This is a genomic window from Inquilinus sp. NPDC058860 (genome assembly GCF_042743185.1).
Classification (GTDB): domain Bacteria; phylum Pseudomonadota; class Alphaproteobacteria; order DSM-16000; family Inquilinaceae; genus Inquilinus.
Genome location: NZ_JBHYMS010000011.1, coordinates 109,325 through 128,795 on the forward strand (window position 1 = coordinate 109,325; position 19,471 = coordinate 128,795).

General features: G+C 69.5%; 18 protein-coding genes. 8 read left to right on the forward strand and 10 right to left on the reverse strand.

Annotated features, from left to right (window positions below; all coding sequences use genetic code 11):
* Positions 1-56: 56 nt before the first annotated feature.
* A complete protein-coding gene (locus tag ACFW16_RS10225; RefSeq protein ID WP_380304438.1) occupies positions 57-257 on the forward strand; it encodes a hypothetical protein in 201 nt (66 codons plus the stop codon).
* Positions 258-307: 50 nt separating this feature from the next.
* Here ACFW16_RS10225 and ACFW16_RS10230 read toward each other — a convergent pair whose 3' ends face one another.
* The 4 genes from ACFW16_RS10230 to ACFW16_RS10245 are packed head-to-tail and all read right to left on the reverse strand — an operon-like array spanning position 308 to position 6,660.
* Positions 308-1,711, reverse strand: a complete 1,404-nt coding sequence (locus ACFW16_RS10230; protein ID WP_380304440.1) for a sigma-54-dependent transcriptional regulator — start codon at positions 1,709-1,711, stop codon at positions 308-310.
* A complete protein-coding gene (locus tag ACFW16_RS10235; protein WP_380304442.1) occupies positions 1,701-4,028 on the reverse strand; it encodes an ATP-binding protein in 2,328 nt (775 codons plus the stop codon). The genes ACFW16_RS10230 and ACFW16_RS10235 overlap by 11 nt, the downstream gene beginning before the upstream one ends.
* A 35-nt stretch (positions 4,029-4,063) precedes the next feature.
* Complete coding sequence (ntrC, locus tag ACFW16_RS10240) at positions 4,064-5,521, reverse strand: nitrogen regulation protein NR(I) (protein WP_380304444.1); 1,458 nt, start codon at positions 5,519-5,521, stop codon at positions 4,064-4,066.
* Positions 5,518-6,660, reverse strand: coding sequence for a nitrogen regulation protein NR(II) (locus ACFW16_RS10245; protein ID WP_380304446.1), 1,143 nt, complete (start codon positions 6,658-6,660; stop codon positions 5,518-5,520). Before ACFW16_RS10245 ends, ntrC begins: the two co-directional genes overlap by 4 nt.
* Before the next feature lie 245 nt (positions 6,661-6,905).
* On the opposite strand from ACFW16_RS10245, the gene ACFW16_RS10250 reads away from it, so the two are divergent.
* From ACFW16_RS10250 to ACFW16_RS10280, 7 genes are all read left to right on the forward strand, one after another.
* Positions 6,906-7,913: an OmpA family protein gene (locus ACFW16_RS10250; RefSeq protein ID WP_380304448.1), complete on the forward strand. Its 1,008-nt coding sequence runs from the start codon at positions 6,906-6,908 to the stop codon at positions 7,911-7,913.
* A 76-nt stretch (positions 7,914-7,989) separates the two neighbouring features.
* Positions 7,990-9,138, forward strand: a complete 1,149-nt coding sequence (locus ACFW16_RS10255; protein WP_380304450.1) for a bifunctional 2-C-methyl-D-erythritol 4-phosphate cytidylyltransferase/2-C-methyl-D-erythritol 2,4-cyclodiphosphate synthase — start codon at positions 7,990-7,992, stop codon at positions 9,136-9,138.
* Entirely contained in the window at positions 9,138-9,629 is a 492-nt protein-coding gene (locus ACFW16_RS10260; RefSeq protein ID WP_380304452.1) for a phosphatidylglycerophosphatase A, read from the forward strand. Before ACFW16_RS10255 ends, ACFW16_RS10260 begins: the two co-directional genes overlap by 1 nt.
* Positions 9,626-10,144 (forward strand): CinA family protein, encoded by a 519-nt coding sequence (locus ACFW16_RS10265; protein ID WP_380304454.1) that lies wholly within the window; start codon positions 9,626-9,628, stop codon positions 10,142-10,144. The genes ACFW16_RS10260 and ACFW16_RS10265 overlap by 4 nt, the downstream gene beginning before the upstream one ends.
* 133 nt (positions 10,145-10,277) lie before the next feature.
* Complete coding sequence (locus ACFW16_RS10270) at positions 10,278-10,538, forward strand: type II toxin-antitoxin system prevent-host-death family antitoxin (protein ID WP_380304456.1); 261 nt, start codon at positions 10,278-10,280, stop codon at positions 10,536-10,538.
* Positions 10,539-10,626: 88 nt separating this feature from the next.
* Entirely contained in the window at positions 10,627-10,950 is a 324-nt protein-coding gene (locus ACFW16_RS10275) for a hypothetical protein (protein ID WP_380304458.1), read from the forward strand.
* Between the two features lie 138 nt (positions 10,951-11,088).
* Positions 11,089-12,621: an alpha/beta fold hydrolase gene (locus ACFW16_RS10280; RefSeq protein WP_380304459.1), complete on the forward strand. Its 1,533-nt coding sequence runs from the start codon at positions 11,089-11,091 to the stop codon at positions 12,619-12,621.
* On the opposite strand, the gene ACFW16_RS10285 is transcribed toward ACFW16_RS10280, so the two are convergent.
* The 6 genes from ACFW16_RS10285 to pdhA form a co-directional block, all read right to left on the reverse strand.
* The gene (locus ACFW16_RS10285) at positions 12,576-13,040 is read right to left on the reverse strand and encodes a type II toxin-antitoxin system RatA family toxin (RefSeq protein ID WP_380304461.1); all 465 of its coding nucleotides are present in this window, start codon (positions 13,038-13,040) and stop codon (positions 12,576-12,578) included. The two genes, ACFW16_RS10280 and ACFW16_RS10285, sit on opposite strands and share 46 nt — an antisense overlap.
* Before the next feature lie 67 nt (positions 13,041-13,107).
* Positions 13,108-14,091, reverse strand: coding sequence for a lipoyl synthase (lipA, locus tag ACFW16_RS10290; RefSeq protein WP_380304463.1), 984 nt, complete (start codon positions 14,089-14,091; stop codon positions 13,108-13,110).
* 84 nt (positions 14,092-14,175) lie between these two features.
* Positions 14,176-15,573, reverse strand: a complete 1,398-nt coding sequence (gene lpdA / locus ACFW16_RS10295; protein WP_380304465.1) for a dihydrolipoyl dehydrogenase — start codon at positions 15,571-15,573, stop codon at positions 14,176-14,178.
* Between the two features lie 91 nt (positions 15,574-15,664).
* Entirely contained in the window at positions 15,665-16,993 is a 1,329-nt protein-coding gene (locus ACFW16_RS10300) for a pyruvate dehydrogenase complex dihydrolipoamide acetyltransferase (RefSeq protein WP_380304467.1), read from the reverse strand.
* A gap of 22 nt (positions 16,994-17,015) precedes the next feature.
* The gene (locus ACFW16_RS10305; protein WP_380304469.1) at positions 17,016-18,419 is read right to left on the reverse strand and encodes a pyruvate dehydrogenase complex E1 component subunit beta; all 1,404 of its coding nucleotides are present in this window, start codon (positions 18,417-18,419) and stop codon (positions 17,016-17,018) included.
* Positions 18,420-18,477: 58 nt separating this feature from the next.
* The gene (pdhA, locus tag ACFW16_RS10310) at positions 18,478-19,458 is read right to left on the reverse strand and encodes a pyruvate dehydrogenase (acetyl-transferring) E1 component subunit alpha (RefSeq protein ID WP_380304471.1); all 981 of its coding nucleotides are present in this window, start codon (positions 19,456-19,458) and stop codon (positions 18,478-18,480) included.
* Positions 19,459-19,471 lie beyond the last annotated feature (13 nt).

The window sequence follows — 19,471 nt, forward strand, 5'->3', positions numbered from 1 at the left end:
GCCGAAACCATGTATAATGCAGGCCGCAGGAAGACACGGGTGACACGATGGCGTTGATGATGGGAGCCCTCTACGACGCGCTGAAATCGGCCAACGTTGACGACGAGAAGGCCCGCAAGGCGGCCGAGGAGGTCGCGAGCTTCGAGCAGAGGATCACCGCGATCGCGGGCGAGCTGTCGATCGTGAAGTGGATGGTCGGCTCGAACATCGCGCTCACGCTGCTCGTGCTCGGCAAGCTGTTCGTGGTCGGGCCGTGATCGTCGTCGAGCTTGGCGACATGACGCTCATCGAACGAAATTAGAGGACATCAGTCGACGAGCTTGCGGTCGCCGGCGCCGTGCACGCCCAGGCTCTTCATCTTGCGATGCAGGGCCGAGCGCTCCATGCCGATGAACTCGGCGGTGCGGCTGATGTTGCCGCCGAAGCGGGTGACCTGGGCGATCAGGTACTCGCGCTCGAACAGCTCGCGGGCGTCGCGCAGCGGCAGACCCATGATCTCGCTGCCGCGGTCGCCGCGCAGCACCGCCGGGGCGATCGCGCCGATCTCCGGCGGCAGCATGTCGGCATGGATCGGCATGCTGTTGTCGCCCGCCGCCATGATCAGCAGCCATTCGATGACGTTGCGCAGCTGCCGGACATTGCCCGGCCAGCTATAGGCCTGCAGCGCCGCCATCGCGTCCTCGCCGACCTGCCGCGGCATCAGCCCCTGGCTGTCGGCGGCGCGCTGCATGAAATGGCGGGCCAGCAGCGGGATGTCCTCGCGCCGGCTGGCCAGCGGCGGCACTGCGATCGGCACGACGTTGAGGCGGTAATAGAGGTCCTCGCGGAACCGGCCCTCGGCGATCTCGCTCGGCAGGTCCTTGTTCGAGGAGGCGATCACCCGGACATCGACCTCGACCTTAGTGGCGCCGCCGACGCGGACGAAGGTCTGCTCCTGCAGCACCCGGACGATCTTGCCCTGGGTGGCGAGCGGCATGTCCGCCACCTCGTCCAGCAGCAGCGTGCCGCCATGCGCCTGCTCGAAGGTGCCGACCTTGCGGGTGGTGATGGCGCCGTCGACCATGGCCTCGACGCCGAACAGCTCCTCCTCCAGCCGGTCCGGATGCATCGCGGCGCAGTTCAGCGCGATGAACGGGCCCTCGGCGCGCTTGGACAGGGCGTGCAGCTGGCGGGCCACCACCTCCTTGCCGACGCCGGCCGGGCCGGTGATCAGCACCCGGCTGCCGGTCGGCGCCACGCGCTCGATCTGCTGGGTCAGCTGCCCGATCACCGGCGACTGGCCGACCAGCTCGACCTCGGTGCCGGCGCGCAGCCGCAGCTCGGCGTTCTCGCGCCGCAGCCGGGCCGCCTCGATGGCGCGCTCGACCATCAGCAGCAGCCGGTCCGACTTGAACGGCTTCTCGATGAAGTCGTAGGCGCCGTGCTTGATCGCGGTGACCGCGGTCTCGATGTTGCCGTGGCCGCTGATCATCAGCACCGGCACGCCCGGATGGTCACGCCGGATGATGTCGAGCAGCTCCAGCCCGTCGATCGGGCTGCCCTGCAGCCAGACGTCGAGAATCACCAGGCTGGGCTGGCGCGCGGCGAGCTCGTGCTGCGCCTGCGTCGTGTCGCCCGCTTCCCGCGTCGTATAGCCTTCGTCGTCCAGGATGCCCGAGATGAGCATCCGAATATCCGCCTCGTCGTCGACGACGAGAATGTCATGCGCCATGACCCACCGCGTCCTTGGAGCCCGCAGCCGTCACCCGATCGGTCGATGCATCCGGCTCATCGCCGGTTGGAACGGCCGGCACGCCCGCCTGTTCCAACGGAAAGACGAGGCTCACCCGGGCCCCACCGCCCGGGCGGTCCTCGAGGACCAGCCGGCCGCCGTGATCCTCCATGATTTTCTTGACGATAGCGAGCCCCAATCCGGTGCCTTTGGTCCGCGTCGTGACATAGGGTTCGGTCAGCCGGTCGCGGTCGACGACGGGCAGGCCCTTGCCGTTGTCCTCGACCGTGATCCAGGCCTCGCCATCGGCATAGTCCAGGACCATCCGCACCTGTCCCTTCGGCAGCTCGCGGCCTTCGGCGATGCGGCCTTCGATGGAGTCCGCGGCATTCTGCAGCAGGTTGGTGACGGCCTGGGACAGCTGCCGGGAATCGCACGGCACCAGGGGGCGGTCGTCGGGCTGGCTGAAGGCGAAGCCGATCTTCGGATGGGCGTTGCGCTGCAGGAAGATCGCCTGCTGGCAGGTCTCCGACAGGTCGATCGCCTTCATCACCGGCGACGGCATCCGGGCGAAGGCCGAGAACTCGTCGACCATCCGGCCGATGTCGCCGACCTGCCGCACGATCGTCTCGGTGCAGGTGATGAAGGTCTGGGGATCGTCCGAGATCTGCTTCAGGTATTTGCGCTTCAGCCGTTCCGCCGAGAGCTGGATCGGGGTCAGCGGGTTCTTGATCTCATGCGCGATCCGGCGGGCCACGTCGGCCCAGGCCGCCTTGCGCTGGGCCGACAGCAGCTCGGTGACGTCGTCGAAGGTGACGACGAAGCCCTGGATCTCGCCGTCGAGGCGCTCCGCGGCGATGCGGGCCAGGAGCGTGCGCAGCTCGCCGTGCCGGCGGATCTTCACCTGGCCCTCGACCACCCGGCCCTGACGGCTGCGGGCGTTCTCCAGCAGCTCCTTCATCTCCGGCACCGCCGCTTCCAGCGGCTGGCCGACCAGTTCGTCGACCGTGCGGCCCAGCAGGTCGGTGGCCGACCGGTTCGGCAGATGGACCCGGCCATCATGGTCGAGGCCGAGCACGCCGGCCGAGACGCCGGACAGCACCGTCTCGGTGAACTGCCGGCGCTGGTCGAGCTGACGGTTGGCCTCGATCAGCTCGCGCCGCTGGCTCTCCAGCTGGTTGGTCATGCGGTTGAAGGACCGGGCCAGGCTGCCGAGCTCGTCGGTGCTGTCGCTGCCCTGGACCCGGATCGACAGGTCGCCCGCCCGCACCCGCTCCGACGCCATGATCAGCTCGCGCAGCGGCCGCACCAGCGTGTCGGCGAAGACCAGGCCGATCCAGACCGCCGCCATCAGCAGGAGCACGGCGACGGTGACGTAGATCGCGGTGAAGATCAGCTGCAGCTGCGACCGCCGCCCCTCCAGCGCCCGATAGTCGGCGACGGCACCCTTGGTCTGCTCGACATAGGCCAGCGCCTCCGGATCGACCTGCTTGCCGATCAGGAGGAAGGCCTCGAAGGGGAAGCCGTTCAGCCGCACCAGGGCGCGCACCCGGTCGCCCTGGTTGTCGACCATCAGCTCGACCGGGCCGTATCCGGCATCGCCGGAGGTCGCCCGCTCGAAATGCTCCTGGCCGACCATCTCCAGCTTCAGGCCCTTGGCGAAGGCCGATTCCGCGACGACCTGGCCCTTGCGGTCGATGATCCGGATGTCCGGGATGCCGTAGGTCGAGGTCATGCTGCTGAGGATGCCGACCAGGGCGGACCGGTTGCCGGAGATGAACTCGGGATACTGCGCATAGGCGCGCTCGACCGTGTAGGCGATGCTCTGCGCGGCGTAGCGGATGCTCTTCTGATTCTCCTCGAGATAGACCTGGGCGACCGAGAGCGATTCGTTGACCGCGGTCGAGACCCGTTCGGAGAACCAGGTCTGCACGCCGATGTTGAAGATCACGGCGGAGAAGATGGCGACCAGGATGGCCGGCGCCACCGCCACCACGGCGAACAGCGCCACCAGCCGGACATGCAGGCGCGACCCGGCCGAGCCGCGGCGCCGAGCCGCCCAGATCCCGACCAGCCGCCGCGCCACGATCGCGCCGAGCATCAGGAGGATGGTGAGGTCGAGCACCAGCAGCAGCGACACCCGGTCGGCGTCCTTGCCGAACAGCGAGTTGCTGCTGAGCGCGGTATAGGTCGCGATGCCGGAGGCGACGGCGGCGAAGATCAGCACCGCCGCCAGCTTGTTCTCCAGCCCGATGCGGGCCGCCCATTGGTAAAGCTGCCGCCAGAGGGAGGAAGGGCTCGCGGCGTTCGTGGTCATCGGAGGCGGTTCTGCAGGCGGTACGGTCAAGCGTCCTAGCTTAGGCCACGGACCACCGGAATGTCTAACTCGCGGATCTTCTTGCGCAGGGTGTTGCGGTTGAGGCCCAGCAGCTCGGCCGCGCGGATCTGGTTGCCGCGGGTCGCCGCCAGGCTCAGCGTGATCAGCGGCCGCTCGACCTCGCGCAGCACCCGGTCGTACAGGCCGCTGGCCGGCAGGCTGCCGCCATGGGCGGTGAAATAGTCGCGCAGATGGCGCTCGACCGCGGCGGAGAGTCCCTCGCCCGCCGGCGGCTCGCCTCCCGGCTCGACGGTCCCGGCCTGCGGCAGGGCGTCGCTCAGCTCGGCCTCGACCACGTCGATGCCGATCGTCTCCTGCGAGTACAGCGCGCAGAGGCGCCGGGCCAGGTTCTCCAGCTCGCGGACATTGCCGGGCCAGCGGTGCCGCGTCAGCCGCTCCATCGCCCGCTTGTCCAGCGCCTTCTCGCTCATGCCCTCGGCGGCGGCGCGGCGCATGAAATGGCTGACCAGGGCCGGGATGTCCTCCGACCGCTCGCGCAGCGGCGGCAGGCGGATCGGCACGACGTTGAGGCGGTAGAACAGGTCCTCGCGGAACAGGCCCTGCCGCACCATGGTGCGCAGGTCGCGATGGGTGGCGGCGACGATGCGGACATCGGCCCGGATCGGGGTGCGGCCGCCGACCGTGGTGTATTCGCCCTCCTGCAGCACCCGCAGCAGCCTGGTCTGCGCCTCCATCGGCATGTCGCCGATCTCGTCCAGGAACAGCGTGCCGCCCTGGGCCTGCTCGAACCGGCCGGTGGAGCGCGACAGCGCGCCGGTGAAGGCGCCCTTCTCATGGCCGAACAGCTCGGATTCGATCAGGTCGCGCGGGATCGCCGCCATATTGATGGCGACAAAGGGGCCGGAGCGGCGGCGGCCGTAATCGTGCAGCGCCCGCGCCACCAGCTCCTTGCCGGTGCCGCTCTCGCCCGTGATCATCACGGTCAGGTCGGTCGCCATCAGCCGGGCCATCACCCGGTAGATCTCCTGCATCGCCGGCGACCGGCCGATCAGGGGCATCGCCTCCTCGCCGTCCTCGGCGCCCGGCGCTTCCGCCGCTTCCTGGCGCGGCAGGGTCAGGCCGCGCTCGACCACCCCGACCAACTCCTTCAGGTCGAACGGCTTGGGCAGGTACTCGAAGGCGCCGCGCTCGGTCGCCTTGACCGCGGTCAGCAGGGTGTTCTGCGCGCTCATGACGATGACGCGGAGGTCCGGCCGCAGCTTCTTGATCCGCGGCAGCAGGTCCAGCCCGTTCTCGTCCGGCATCATCACGTCGGTGATGATCAGGTCGCCGACGCCGTCCTGGACCCATTTGTACAGGGTCGAGGCAGTGCCGGTGCTGCGCACCTCGTGGCCCAGCCGCGACAGGGCCTGGGTCAGCACCATGCGGATGGCGCGATCGTCATCCGCGACCAGAATGGTCCCGCTGGTCATGGTTCGCTTCCGTTGTCTTCGCTGTCGCCGTTCGGCGCCGGTTCGGCGTGGATCGGCAGGGAGATCTTGAACACGGTGCGGCGCGGCTCGCTCTCGAAGCCGATCAGCCCGCCATGGTCGCCGATGATCTTGGCCACCAGCGACAGGCCGAGGCCGGAGCCCTCCGCCTTGGTGGTGACGAAGGGGTCGAACAGATGGTCCTTGAGGTCGTCCGGGATGCCCGGGCCGTTGTCCTGGATCGCCACCATCAGCGGCAGGTTCAGGCGCTGGCTGGTGCCCTGCACCGCGATCGCCACGCCGCGCTGATAGGCGGTGGTCAGGATGATCTCGCCATCCTCCGCCACCGCCTCGACCGCGTTCTTGATCAGGTTCAGGAACACCTGGACCAGCTGGTCGAACTGGCCCGGCACCGGCGGCAGCGACGGGTCGTAGCGCTCGATGAAGCGGACATGGCGGCCGAATCCGGTCTGCGCCACCTGGCGCGCCCGCTCCAGCACCTCGTGGATGTTGACCGGATCGCGGTTCAGCGGGCTGGGGTCGGAGAAGGCGTCCATGCGGTCGACCAGCCGGACGATGCGATCGGTCTCCTCGCAGATCAGCCGGGTCAGCGCCCGGTCGTCGTCGCCGACCGTCTGCTCCAGGAGCTGGGCGGCGCCGCGGATGCCGGAGAGCGGGTTCTTGATCTCATGCGCCAGCATCGCCGCCATCGCGGTCATCGACCGGGCGGCGTGGCGGCGGTTCAGCTGGGTGTCGATCCGCCGCGCCACCGATTCCTCGAACAGGCTGACCACGGCGAGATCCGGCGGCTCGACCAGCGGCGCGACGGTCACGGAGACGGTGCGCCGGCCGATCCGCGGGCTTTCCAGCAGCATGCCGTAATCGGCGACGCTGCGGTCCTGCTGGATCGCCTGGTCGATCAGGGTGAAGAGCGGGCTGTCGCCCGGCACGAAGCCGGTCAGGTCCTGCCCCACCAGGGCGGATTCGCTGGCGTCGAGCAGCTGCTGCGCGGCCAGGTTGACGAAGCGGATCACCCGGTCGCGACCGACCGCCAGCACCGCCACCGGCAGCGAGGCCAGAAGCGCGAAGGGATCCGGTTGCGGCTCGGCCGCGGCGGCGGGTATCGGTTTCAGGTTCGGCATCGGCGGCAAAGGGTCTGACAAATGCCAGATCAGCCCATCGCCTAAATTTTGTCCAATGAAAGTTTTGCCTAACCAATGAGCAAAACTGGGATCCACCCCCCTATTCTGAGGGGGAAGAAGTTCCTTGCGGGCGGCGCTACATGAGATCCGGCCTCAGCTCGGGCCGAACACGGGGGGCGTCCTCTGCCAGGAAGACAGCCATGATTGGAGCAAGACAGCGCCGCGCCTGCGGGCCGGCGACGAGGATGGAGCAGAATCCTATGAACTCGGTGATCGGGACGATCGGTCGCATCGTCGCACTGGCGTTGGCGCTGGCCGCGATGACGGCGCCGGCAGCGGCCGCCGACATCAAGGGGGCGAAGGACTATCCCGGGATCAAGCGCTTCGACGGCGCCTCGATCGTGGTCTACAGCACCCAGAAATTCACCCGCTATACCCTGCCGCTCGGCCCCGCCGACGACGCCGACGGCGACAACAAGCCGATCTTTTCCGCCTCGAAGCAGGTCAGCGGCGCCCTGACCCGCCTCAGCTACACCGCCCCGGCCGGCATTTCATCCGACGACGTGTTCGAGAATTACGAGAACGAGCTGGCGGCCAAGGGCTATCAGGTCCTGTTCAAGGCCGATGGCGGCGCGATCGGCAAGCGCCAGGACGCCATCTTCAGCGGGATCGGGACCCAGCTGTTCGACTACAGCCCGGAGGCGGCGCATCTCCTGACCGCCGAGCTGACCAAGGACGGCGCCACGGTCGACATCGCCCTCTACGTCACCGAGTTCGAGGACGGCTACACCCCGGGCATCGAGGTCGAGAAGGGCCAGGCCATCGTCCAGCTCGACGTCATCGAATCCGGCACGCTGCAGGACAAGATGGTGACGGTGACGGCCGCCGAGATCGAGAAGGGCCTGACGGCGCAGGGCCACATCGCCCTCTACGGCATCACGTTCGATTTCGCCAAGGCCGATCTGAAGCCGGACTCCAAGCCGGCGCTGGACCAGGTGGCGCAGTTCCTGAAGGACGATCCGGCGGCGAAGATCCATGTCGTCGGCCACACCGACAATGTCGGCGGCCTGGAGACCAACATGACGCTGTCGCGCGCCCGTGCCGCGGCGGTGGTGGCGGCGCTGGTCAAGCAGTACGGCGTGTCCGCCGGCAGGCTGAACCCGGCGGGCGTCGGCCCGCTGGCGCCGGTGGCGCCGAACGACAGCGACGACGGCCGGGCCAGGAACCGCCGGGTCGAGCTTATCCCGCAATAAAGCCCGCCTTCCGCTTGTCTCGTAAAAGGCGCCGCCCTATCGTGCGGCGCCTTTCGTCCAGGAGACCGAGCGGATCATGCCACGCCACGCCGCCGTCATCGTCGCCGCCGGAACCGGCGAGCGGTTCGGCGGCTCCCTGCCCAAGCAGTACCGCCCGCTGGCCGGCAGCTCCGTGCTGCGCCGCTCGGTCGAGGCGTTCCGCGCCAGCGGCCGGTTCGACGATATCGTCGTGGTGATCCGCGACGAGCACCGGGCGCTCTACGAGGCCGCGACCGAGGGCCTCGGCCTGCCCGAGCCGGTCGCCGGCGGCGCCACCCGGCAGGACAGCGTCCGCGCGGCGCTGGAATGGCTGGTGCCGCGGGCGCCGGATCTCGTCCTGGTGCATGACGCGGCGCGGCCGCTGGTCGACCGGGCGACGATCGACCGCGTGCTCGACGCGCTGGCCGAGGCCGAGGCGGCGATCGCCGCCGTGCCGGTGGTGGACACCATCAAGCGCGCGGAATCCGGCATCGCCGCCGGCACGGTCGACCGCAGCGGGCTCTGGCAGGCGCAGACGCCGCAGGGCTTCCGCTTCCCCGCCCTGCTCGCCGCCCACCGCGCCGCCGCCGGCGAGGCGCTGACCGACGACGCCGCGGTGGCGGAGCGCCAGGGCATCGCCGTGCGCCTGGTCGAAGGCCATGTCGACAACTTCAAGATCACCACGGAGGCGGACCTGACGCGCGCGGAACGACTGCTCGGCGGCGCCGCCGACATCCGGACCGGCACCGGCTTCGACGTGCACCGCCTGATCCCCGGCGACGCCGTCATCCTGTGCGGCATCCGCATTCCCCACGGCTTCAAGCTGGAGGGCCATTCCGACGCCGATGTCGGGCTGCACGCCCTGACCGACGCGCTGCTGGGCGCCATCGGCGCCGGCGACATCGGCCAGCATTTCCCGCCCTCGGACGAACGCTGGCGTGGCGCCGATTCCGCCGCCTTCCTGGCCCATGCCGCCGACCTCGTGCGGGCCCGCGGCACCATCCTCAACGTCGACGTGACCCTGCTGTGCGAGCGGCCGAAGGTCGGCCCGCACCGCGCCGCCATGGTGGCGCGGATCGCCGGGATCCTGCAACTCGACGCGGAGCGGGTCAGCGTCAAGGCGACCACGACCGAGCGGCTCGGCTTCACCGGCCGCGAGGAGGGCATCGCCGCCCAGGCCTCGGCGAGCGTGCGGATCGAGCGCTGATGCCGTCGTTCCGGCCGCTTCCGCCCGGCTGCACCTTCTGGCAGCCGACCACGCTGCTGGCGACGGTCGGCGGGATCGGGCTGATCCGGGTGGCCTCCGGCACCTGGGGGTCGCTGGCCGCCCTGCCCCTCGCCTGGCTGCTGTGGCTGCTGGGCGGGCCGGCGGCGGTGGCGATCGCCGGCGTCGTCATCGGCCTGGCCGGGGTCTGGGCCGCGGGCGCGGTCTGCCGCGGCGGCGAGGCGGATTCGAGCGCGATCGTGGTCGACGAGGTGGCCGGCCAGCTGCTGGCCCTGGCGCCGGTCGCCGGGGTGCCGTGGCTGTATCCCCTCGCCTTCGCCCTGTTCCGGCTGCTCGACATCGCCAAGCCCTGGCCGATCTCCTGGCTCGACCGCGAGCTCGGCGGCGGCTGGGGCGTGATGATGGACGACATCGCCGCCGGCGCGGTCGTCGCCGCGGTCGGCGCGGCGATCCTGGCGGGAGGGCTGGCATGATCGAGGACGCGGATCTCGCCCTGGCCGCGCAGGTGCTGGACGCCTGCCGGGCCCGGGGGCTGACGCTGGCGACGGCGGAAAGCTGCACCGGCGGGCTGGTGGCGGCGGCGCTGACCGCGATCGCCGGCTCCTCCGACGTGGTGGAGCGCGGCTTCGTCACCTATTCCAACGCGGCGAAGGCCGAGCTGCTGGGCGTGCCCGCCCCGTTGATCGCCGACAAGGGCGCGGTCAGCGCCGAGGTCGCGGCGGCGATGGCCGAGGGCGCGGTGGTCCGCGCCCGGGTCGGCCTCGCCGTGGCGGTGACCGGCATCGCCGGGCCGGGCGGCGCCACCCCGGGCAAGCCGGTCGGGCTGGTGCATTTCGGCCTCGCCCGGCAGGGCGCCGGGACGCGCACGGAACGGCGCGTCTTCGCCGGCGATCGGACCGCGGTCCGGACCCAGGCGACGCGGCTGGCGCTGGAACTGCTGCTGGCCGGCGCACAAGCTGCGAAAACCGCATCCCCCCACGCCGGCTGACGAATGGTGCGGGCCATCGGCCCTGCCGCCAGCCCCTGGATCAGCCGCCGTCCGAGGGGCGGCATTTCCATTTCTGGAATTTGCAGCAATGCCGCTTTTTCTGTATTTTGCAGCATCACAGGAGATCGCTGCCATGCCGACATACTCCACCAGTGACCTCTCGCGCAGGTCGGGCGACATCATCGCCGAAGCCCTGCGGCACCCGGTCACGATCACCCAGCGGAACAAGCCCCGGCTGATCCTTATGGCGATCGAGGATTTCGAGCGCCTGACCCGCCGGGCGGAAGACCCGCGCAAGGCCTATGTCTCGGGCGAGGAACCTGCCGACGTTCGCGCTGAGCTTCTCGCCACCTTGGACGATATCATCGACGGCAAGCGTGATGGCGACGCCTAGGACCGGGCAACTCATCTGGTATCCGTACCTTTGGGCCCGGCAGCAGGCAGCCGGCGAGACCGAGGGGCGAAAGGATCGCCCCTGTTGCATGCTGCTGCCGGTACGGAAGGCCGGATCGAAGGAAACCGTTCTTTACCTTCTGGCCGTCAGCACGGTTCCGCCGACCGATCGCGACGGTGCGATCGAGGTGCCCGAGATCGAGCGCCGAAGGGGCGGATTTTCGGAATGGAAAGCCCGTTGCTGGGTTTACGTCGACGAGTACAACCGCGACGTGGCCGAGCGCTCGTTCTACTTCGACCCCGCCGCCGATCCGATCGGGGCTTTCAGCGCCTCGTTCGTGAACAAGATCGCCGTCGCGTTCAAGGCGGCTGTGCTGGCCAACGCCTCCGCCGCCGTCGACCGCCAGGACTGATCCGGCGGAGCGGCCGGGTCCGGGCCGGATCTCCGGCGCGCAAGCTGCGAAAACCGCATCCCCCCACGCCGGCTGACGCGGGTTGCCGGCCGGCGGGGCACATCGCATCATGGCCGGCGAGACTCACACGAAAGTATCGTGCCAGTGCGTCTGAACTCGGCCTCGAGCCTCTGGCCCTTGCTCGCCTTCGGCGCCCTGCTCCTGTTCGCCTTTCCGGCTTCCGCCGCCCCCGGCTTCGAGAGCGCGCGCTGCGTCTTCGCCGTGCCGCGCGGCGAGCGGGCGACCTGCGGCTTCGTCGCCGTGCCGGCGCATCGCGAGGGCGCGCACGGCCGCAGCCTCCGCCTCTATGTCGCGGTGCTGCACAGCCAGGCCCAGTCGCCGCTGCCGGACCCGGTGATCTTCCTCAACGGCGGCCCCGGCGACGCCGCCTTCGGCGACGATACCGACACCTGGTGGCAGATCAGCCGCCCGATCCGGCAGTCGCGCGACTTCATCGTCTTCGACCAGCGCGGCGTCGGCCAGTCGCGGCCCAGCCTGGACTGCCCGGAGTTGGACCGCATCGCCGAGCGGAACTGGAAGCCGGGGATGGGCCGGGCCGAGGTGCTGGCGCTGGAGCGGCCGGCGGCGCTGCGCTGCCACGACCGCCTGACCCGGTCCGGCATCGACCTGTCGGCCTACACCACCGCCGAGGCCGCGGCCGATGTCGACGACGTCGCCGCGGCGCTGAACTACGAGAGCTACAACCTGATCGGCGTCTCCTACGGCACCCGGGTGGCGCTGGCGGTGATGCGCGACTTCCCCGACCGCGTCCGCAGCGCCGTGCTGGACAGCGTCTATCCGCCGGGGATCTTCGACCTCGACACCCAGCCGGCACTGATCGCCCGCGTGTTCCGCCGGCTGTTCGGCGAATGCAGGTCCAGCCCCGATTGCGACAGCGCCTATCCGCTGCTGGAGGCGCGCTTCGACGGCATGCTGGCGCAGCTGCGGTCCCAGCCGGAGACGGTGCGCCAGGGACGGCGGAGCGTCCGGGCCGATGACGGGATCGTGCTCGACGCGCTCTACGCCACCTTCTACGACCCCGCCGTCCTGCCGGAGCTGCCGGAGCTGATCGACAAGGTGGCGCGCGGCGACCTCGCCGCCCTCGCCCCCTGGATCGGGCCGGTGTTCAGCGGCGGGCCGAACCGTTCCGACGGGCTGGCGCTGAGCGTCGCCTGCAGCGAGAGCTGGCCCTTCGCCACCCGCGACGCGCTGGCCGCGTCGGTGGCCGCCTCCGAGCCCTATGGCGACAACGCCGCCTATGCGCTGGAGTGGCAGGTCTGCGATTCCTGGCACGTGCCGCCGATCTCGGCGGTGGACGCCGTGGCGGTGTCGAGCACGACGCCGAGCCTGCTGCTGGCCGGCAGCTTCGACCCGATCACCCCGCCCGAATACGCCTATATCGCGGCACGGACCCTGACCAACGGCCGGGTGGTCGAGTTCCGGGCCGGCAGCCACTCCATCCTGAGCACGGAGAGCTGCGCGCCGGAGCTGGTGGCCCGCTTCATCGAGATGCCGGCGGCGCCGCTCGACGCGCTCTGCGCCGACCGCACCCTGGCGCCGCGCTTCACCGCGGCCGGCCTGTCGGATCAGCCGCCGGCCGCCTCCGCGGGCACCGAGGCGCGGTCGCCGTAGAGCGCCCGCGCCCGCGTCTCGAAGGCGGCGACCATGCGGCGGAAGGCCTCGTGGAACACCGCGCCGATCAGGGTCTGCAGCACCCGCGAGCGGAATTCGAAATCGACATGGAAGTCGATCTCGCAGCCGGCGGGGTGCGGCAGGAAGCGCCAGCAATTGGTCAGCCGTTTCATCGGTCCATCGACATAGGCGACATCGATCTGCCGGCCGGGCGTCAAGGTGACGCGGCTGGTGTAGCGCTCGCGGATCATCTTGAAGCCGATGACCAGATCGGCCGTCAGCACATTGCCCTCGCGCTTGCGGATCCGCGCGGCCAGGCACCAGGGCAGGAAGCTCGGATAAGCCTCGATATCCGCCACGAGCTCGTAGAGCTGCTGCGGGGTGAAGGGCAGGACGCGGCGTTCGGTGTGTGAGGGCATGATGGATCCGCGGGACGCGATCGACGTTCTAGATTAGACCGTCGGCGGCGTCCCGCCAGTGCGACCTTCAGGCGCTCTGCGCCAGCGCGACGAGGTCGATGGATCCGGAGGCCGCCGCCAGCTTGGCCAGGCGGGCGGCCTTCAGCTTCTCGAAATCGGCGCCGGCGTGATAGGAGGACCGGGTCAGCGGCGAGGCCGAGATCATCAGGAAGCCCTTGGCCCGGCCGATCCGCTCGTAGCCCTGGAACTCCTCGGGCGTGACGAAGCGGTCCAGCCTGGCGTGCTTCGGCGTCGGCTGCAGGTACTGGCCGATGGTCATGAAGTCGACATCGGCCGCGCGCAGGTCGTCCATCACCTGCCCGACCTCCTCGCCCGTCTCGCCCAGGCCCACCATGATGCCGGATTTGGTGAAGATGGTCGGGTCCAGCTCCTTCACCCGCGACAGCAGCTGCAGCGAGGTGAAATAGCGGGCGCCGGGCCGGATCGAGGGATACAGCCGGGGCGCGGTCTCGAGGTTGTGGTTGAAGACGTCCGGGCGCGCTTCGACAACGATTTCAACGGCTCCCGGCTTGTTCTTGAAGTCGGGAGTGAGAATCTCGATGGTCGTGTCCGGCGATGCGGCGCGGACCGCGCGGATGGTCTCGGCGAAATGCCGGGCGCCGCCGTCGTCCAGGTCGTCGCGGTCGACCGAGGTGATGACGATGTGGCTCAGCCCCAGCCGGCCGGCGGCCTCGGCGACATGCTGCGGCTCATGCGGGTCGAGCTGGTCCGGGCGGCCGGTGGCGATGTTGCAGAAGGCGCAGGCCCGGGTGCAGATCGAGCCCAGGATCATCACCGTGGCATGGCCCTTGGCCCAGCACTCGCCGATATTGGGGCAGGCCGCCTCCTCGCACACCGTGTTCAGCTTGAGATCCCGCATCAGCCGGCGGGTCTCGTGGTACTCGGCCGAGACCGGCGCCTTGACCCGGATCCAGGCCGGCTTGCGCGGCACCGGATTGTCCGGGCGATGCGCCTTCTCGGGGTGGCGGAGATGGGGCTCTACAGCGGACATGATCGTCCTTGCGGGGTTGCGGCTTGGCTCGGCGACATTTCCTCAAAGATGGGGAAACACCGCCGGAAGCCAAGCTCGCTTTGATCAATAGTGGATTGCGCGACCGTAGGCGTCCAGGACGCTCTCATGCATCATCTCGCTGAGCGTCGGATGCGGGAAGATGGTGTGCATCAGCTCCGCTTCCGTCAGCTCACCCGTCTTGGCGACGACATAGCCCTGGATCAGCTCGGTGACTTCGGCGCCGACCATGTGGGCGCCCAGCAGCTCCCCGGTCTTGGCGTCGAACACGGTCTTGACCATGCCCTCGGGCTCGCCGAGCGCGATCGCCTTGCCGTTGCCGATATAAGGGAAGCGGCCGACCTTGACCTCGTACCCCGCCGCCTTGGCCTTGGCCTCGGTCAGCCCGACCGACGCCACCTGCGGCGTGCAGTAGGTGCAGCCCGGGATGTTGGTCACGTCCATCGGGTGCGGATGCTGGCCGGCGATCTTCTCGACGCAGATCACGCCCTCATGGCTGGCCTTGTGCGCCAGCCACGGCGCGCCGGCGACGTCGCCGATGGCATAGACGCCCGGCTCGTCGGTCTCCAGATACGGGCCGACCGCGATATGGCCGCGGTCGACCTTCACCTTGGTGTTCTCGAGCCCGATGTTCTCGACATTGCCGTCGATGCCGATCGCCAGGATCACCCGGTCGGTGGTGATCTTTTCGGTCTTGCCGCCGACCTCGATGGTGGCGGTGACGCTGTCGGCGCCCTTCTCCAGCTTCTGGGTCTTGGCGCCGACCAGGATGCGCATGCCCTGCTTCTCGAACTGCTTCCTGGCGAAGGCCGAGATCTCCTCGTCCTCCACCGGCAGCACGCGGTCGAGCATCTCGACCACGGTCACCTCGGCGCCCATGTTGCGGTAGAAGCTGGCGAATTCGATGCCGATGGCGCCGGAGCCGATGACCAGCAGCGATTTCGGCATGGTCGGCGGGACCATCGCCTCCTTGTAGCTCCAGATCAGCTTGCCGTCGGCTTCCAGCCCCGGCAGGTTCCGCGCCCGCGCGCCGGTGGCGATGATGATGTGCTTGGCCGCCAGCGTCTCCTTGCCGCCGGCCTTCAGCGCCACCTCGACCTTGCCGCCGCCGAGCAGCTTGGCGGTGCCGTCGAACACCGGCACCTTGTTCTTCTTCAGCAGGTGCTTGACGCCGCCGGACAGCTGGGACGCGACCTTGCGCGACCGCTCGACCACTTTCTTAAGATCGAAGCTGATGTCTTTGGCAGAAAAGCCATATTGGTCGAGATGCTTCAGCAGATGCGAGATCTCGGAGGAACGCAGAAGCGCCTTGGTCGGGATGCAGCCCCAGTTCAGGCAGATGCCGCCCAGATGCTCGCGCTCGACCAGCGCGGTCTTCAGCCCCAACTGGGCGGCGCGGATCGCGGCGACATAGCCGCCCGGGCCGCCGCCGATCACCAGGACGTCGAAGCTGGTATCAGCCACTGTGGTGTCTCCTTGCTGCCTCCCGCATCCCGGCGGAGGCTGTCGCGGGTCGCCGATCGGGGGCCGGATCGGGCCCGGCCCCCGCGACAGGTCAGAGCATCATGCTCAGCGGGGCTTCCACCAGTGCCCGGAACGCGGCCAGGTATTCGGCCCCGACCGCGCCGTCGACCGCGCGGTGGTCGACCGACAGGGTGCAGCTCATCACCGTGGCGATGGCGAGCGCGCCGTCCTTGACCACCGCCCGCTGGGTGCCGGCGCCGACCGCCAGGATGCAGGACTGCGGCGGGTTGATGATCGCCGCGAAATCCTTGACCCCGAACATGCCGAGATTGGAGATCGAGAAGGTGCCGCCCTGGTACTCCTCGGGCTTCAGCTTGCCGTCGCGGGCGCGGGCGGCGAGGTCCTTCATCTCGCCCGAGATCGTGCCCAGGCCCTTGCGGTCGGCGTCCTTGATGATCGGGGTGATCAGGCCCCCCTCGGTCGCCACCGCGACCGAGACGTCGACCCGCTCGTACTGGATCATCGCCTCGTCGGTCCAGGAGGCGTTGGCCGCCGGCACCTTGCGCAGCGCCAGCGCCGCCGCCTTGATGATCAGGTCGTTGACCGACAGCTTGATGTCGCCGCGGTCGTTCAGCTCCTTGCGCAGCTTCAGCAGCGCGTCTAGCTCGATGTCGACCGTCAGGTAGAAATGCGGGACGGTCTGCTTCGACTCCAGGAGCCGGCGCGCCACCGTCTTGCGCATGTTGCTGTGCTTCTGCTCGCTGTACGGAATGCCGTAGGCATCCGCCAACTGCTTGGCGTTCGGGCCGGCGGCCGTCGGCTTCGCGGCCGGGGCAGCGGCGGGTGCGGGCTTCTCCGCCCCCGGGGCAGCCGCGGCCGGCCTGGCGGCAGGAGCACCGCCGGCCACCGCCGCATCGATGTCCGCCTTGACGATGCGGCCATGCGGGCCGCTGCCCTGCAGCGCGGCCAGGTCGATGCCGGCCTGCTGCGCCATGCGGCGGGCCAGCGGGCTGGCGAAGACGCGGCTGTCGTCATGGCCGTTGGTCGCCGGCCTGGCGGCCGGGGCCGGCTGCGCCGTCGGAGCCGGGGCGGCGTCAGCCTTCGGCTCGGCCGGGGCCTTCGCCTTGGCCTCGGGCTTCGCGGCGGGGGCGCCACCCTTCAGCGCGCCGGCATCCTCGCCCTCCTCCAGCAGGATGGCGATGACCTCGTTGACCGGCACGTTCTCGGTGCCCTCGGCCACCAGGATCTTGCCGATGGTGCCTTCGTCGACCGCCTCGACCTCCATGGTCGCCTTGTCGGTCTCGATCTCGGCGATCACGTCGCCCGATTTGACCTTGTCGCCTTCCTTCTTGTGCCAGGTGGCGAGCGTGCCCTCGGTCATCGTGGGCGACAGCGCGGGCATCAGAATGTTGATCGTCATCGATCCCTCCCCTGTCCGGCGCCTAGCGGTAGCAGGCGGCCTTCGCCGCCTCGACGATGTGCGAGGCCTGGGGCAGCGCGAGGTGCTCCAGGTTCGCGGCGTAGGGCAGCGGCACGTCGACCGAGCAGACGCGCCCGACCGGGGCGTCGAGATAGTCGAAGGCGTGCTCCATCATCAGCGCCGACAGCTCGGCGCCGATGCCGGCGAAAGGCCAGCTCTCCTCGGCCGAGACCAGGCGGTTGGTCTTCTTGACCGAGGCGACGATGGTCTCGACGTCCAGCGGCCGGATCGAGCGGAGGTCGATCACCTCGGCGTCGATGCCCTCGGCGGCCAGCGTCTCGGCCGCCTCCAGCGCCTTGCCGACCATGATCGAATAGGCGGTGATGGTGACGTCCTTGCCCGGGCGCACGATCTTGGCGCGGCCGATCGGGACGATGAACTCGGGGTCCTCCGGCACGTCGAAGCTCTGGCCGTAGAGCATCTCGTTCTCCAGGAAGATCACCGGGTTCGGGTCGCGGATCGCCGATTTCAGCAGGCCCTTGGCGTCCGCCGCCGACCACGGCGACACCACCTTCATGCCCGGGCAGTGCGCGTACCAGCTGGCATAGTCCTGGCTGTGCTGGGCGCCGACGCGGGCGGCGGCGCCGTTCGGGCCGCGGAACACGATCGGGCTGCCCATCTGGCCGCCGGACATGTACAGCGTCTTCGAGGCCGAGTTGATGATCTGGTCGATCGCCTGCATGGCGAAGTTGAAGGTCATGAACTCGACGATCGGCCGCAGCCCGGCATAGGCGGCGCCGACGCCGAGGCCGGCGAAGCCGTGCTCGGTGATCGGCGTGTCGATCACGCGCTTGGCGCCGAACTCCTCGAGCAGGCCCTGGCTGACCTTGTAGGCGCCCTGGTACTCGGCGACCTCCTCGCCCATCAGGAACACGGTCGGGTCGCGCCGCATCTCCTCGGCCATGGCGTCGCGCAGCGCCTCGCGCACCGTGATGCGCCTGGTCTTGGCGAAGAACTTGTCCTCGTCGGTCGCGGGCGGCGCCTTGGTCGCCGGCGGCGCGGCCGGGGCGGCGGGCGCCCTGGCCTCGGCCTTCGGCGCCTCGGCGGCGGCCGGGGCCTCGCGCGGCGTCTCGGCCACCGGCGCGGCCTTGCCATTGGCGTGGCTGATGTCGCCCGCGCTCTCGCCGTCGCCGAGCAGGATGGCGATCGGGGTGTTCACGGCCACGGCCTCGGTGCCCTCGGGCACCAGGATCTTGCCGATGGTGCCTTCGTCGACCGCCTCGACCTCCATGGTCGCCTTGTCGGTCTCGATCTCGGCGATCACGTCGCCCGACTTCACCGCGTCACCCTCGCGCTTCAGCCACTTCGCGAGCGTGCCCTCGGTCATGGTCGGCGACAGCGCCGGCATCAGGATTTCGGTGGGCATTGGGGAATTCTCCGGCAGCCGGCGGCGCCCGTCGCGGCGCCCGCCGGGTCGTGATGGCTCAGGCTTCGATCAGGACGTCGGTGTAGAGCTCCGACGGATCGGGCTCCGGGCTCTGCTGCGCGAATTCCGCCGCATCGTTGACGATGCCCCGGATCTCCTTGTCGATCGCCTTGAAGTCGTCCTCGCTGACGCCGCCGATCGCGTCGATCTTCTTGCGCACCAGATCGATCGGGTCGTGCGTCTCGCGCATCTTCGCCACCTCCTCCTTGCTCCGGTACTTGGCCGGATCGGACATGGAGTGGCCGCGATAGCGGTAGGTCATCATCTCGAGGATGGTCGGGCCGCCGCCGGAACGGGCGCGCTCCAGCGCCTCCTCGGCCGCGGCCTTGACCGACAGCACGTCCATGCCGTCGACCTGGACGCCGGGAATGCCGTAGGCCTGGCCGCGCAGATGCAGGTCGGCATTGGCCGAGGCCCGCTGCACCGAGGTGCCCATGCCGTATTTGTTGTTCTCGATCACATAGACGACCGGCAGCTTCCAGAGAGCCGCCATGTTGAAGCTCTCATAGACCTGGCCCTGGTTGGCCGCGCCGTCGCCGAAATAGGTGACGGAGGCGCCGCCATCCTCCTTGTAGCGATGGGCGAAGCCGAGGCCGGTGCCGAGCGAGACCTGGGCGCCGACGATGCCGTGGCCGCCGAAGAACTTCTTCTCGCGGCTGAACATGTGCATCGAGCCGCCCTTGCCCTTGGAGTAGCCGCCGCGGCGCCCGGTCAGCTCCGCCATCACGCCGCGCGGGTCCATGCCGCAGGCCAGCATGTGGCCGTGGTCGCGATAGCCGGTGATCACGTCGTCGGCCGGGATCTGCGCCGCCTGCATGCCGACCACCACGGCCTCCTGGCCGATATAGAGGTGGCAGAAGCCGCCGATCAGCCCCATGCCGTACAGCTGGCCCGCCTTCTCCTCGAAGCGGCGGATCAGCAGCATGTCGCGGTAATAGCGCAGCAGTTCGTCCTTGCCGGCGGCGGCGGCGGGAGCCACGGCTCCCGACGTC

Coding starts and splice junctions, on each gene's coding strand:
- ACFW16_RS10225 (WP_380304438.1), top strand. CDS start 57: ATGATGGGAGCCCTCTACGACGCGCTGAAATCGGCCAACGTTGACGAC.
- ACFW16_RS10230 (WP_380304440.1), bottom strand. CDS start 1,711: ATGGCGCATGACATTCTCGTCGTCGACGACGAGGCGGATATTCGGATG.
- ACFW16_RS10235 (WP_380304442.1), bottom strand. CDS start 4,028: ATGACCACGAACGCCGCGAGCCCTTCCTCCCTCTGGCGGCAGCTTTAC.
- ntrC (WP_380304444.1), bottom strand. CDS start 5,521: ATGACCAGCGGGACCATTCTGGTCGCGGATGACGATCGCGCCATCCGC.
- ACFW16_RS10245 (WP_380304446.1), bottom strand. CDS start 6,660: ATGCCGAACCTGAAACCGATACCCGCCGCCGCGGCCGAGCCGCAACCG.
- ACFW16_RS10250 (WP_380304448.1), top strand. CDS start 6,906: ATGGAGCAGAATCCTATGAACTCGGTGATCGGGACGATCGGTCGCATC.
- ACFW16_RS10255 (WP_380304450.1), top strand. CDS start 7,990: ATGCCACGCCACGCCGCCGTCATCGTCGCCGCCGGAACCGGCGAGCGG.
- ACFW16_RS10260 (WP_380304452.1), top strand. CDS start 9,138: ATGCCGTCGTTCCGGCCGCTTCCGCCCGGCTGCACCTTCTGGCAGCCG.
- ACFW16_RS10265 (WP_380304454.1), top strand. CDS start 9,626: ATGATCGAGGACGCGGATCTCGCCCTGGCCGCGCAGGTGCTGGACGCC.
- ACFW16_RS10270 (WP_380304456.1), top strand. CDS start 10,278: ATGCCGACATACTCCACCAGTGACCTCTCGCGCAGGTCGGGCGACATC.
- ACFW16_RS10275 (WP_380304458.1), top strand. CDS start 10,627: ATGCTGCTGCCGGTACGGAAGGCCGGATCGAAGGAAACCGTTCTTTAC.
- ACFW16_RS10285 (WP_380304461.1), bottom strand. CDS start 13,040: ATGCCCTCACACACCGAACGCCGCGTCCTGCCCTTCACCCCGCAGCAG.
- lipA (WP_380304463.1), bottom strand. CDS start 14,091: ATGTCCGCTGTAGAGCCCCATCTCCGCCACCCCGAGAAGGCGCATCGC.
- ACFW16_RS10300 (WP_380304467.1), bottom strand. CDS start 16,993: ATGACGATCAACATTCTGATGCCCGCGCTGTCGCCCACGATGACCGAG.
- ACFW16_RS10305 (WP_380304469.1), bottom strand. CDS start 18,419: ATGCCCACCGAAATCCTGATGCCGGCGCTGTCGCCGACCATGACCGAG.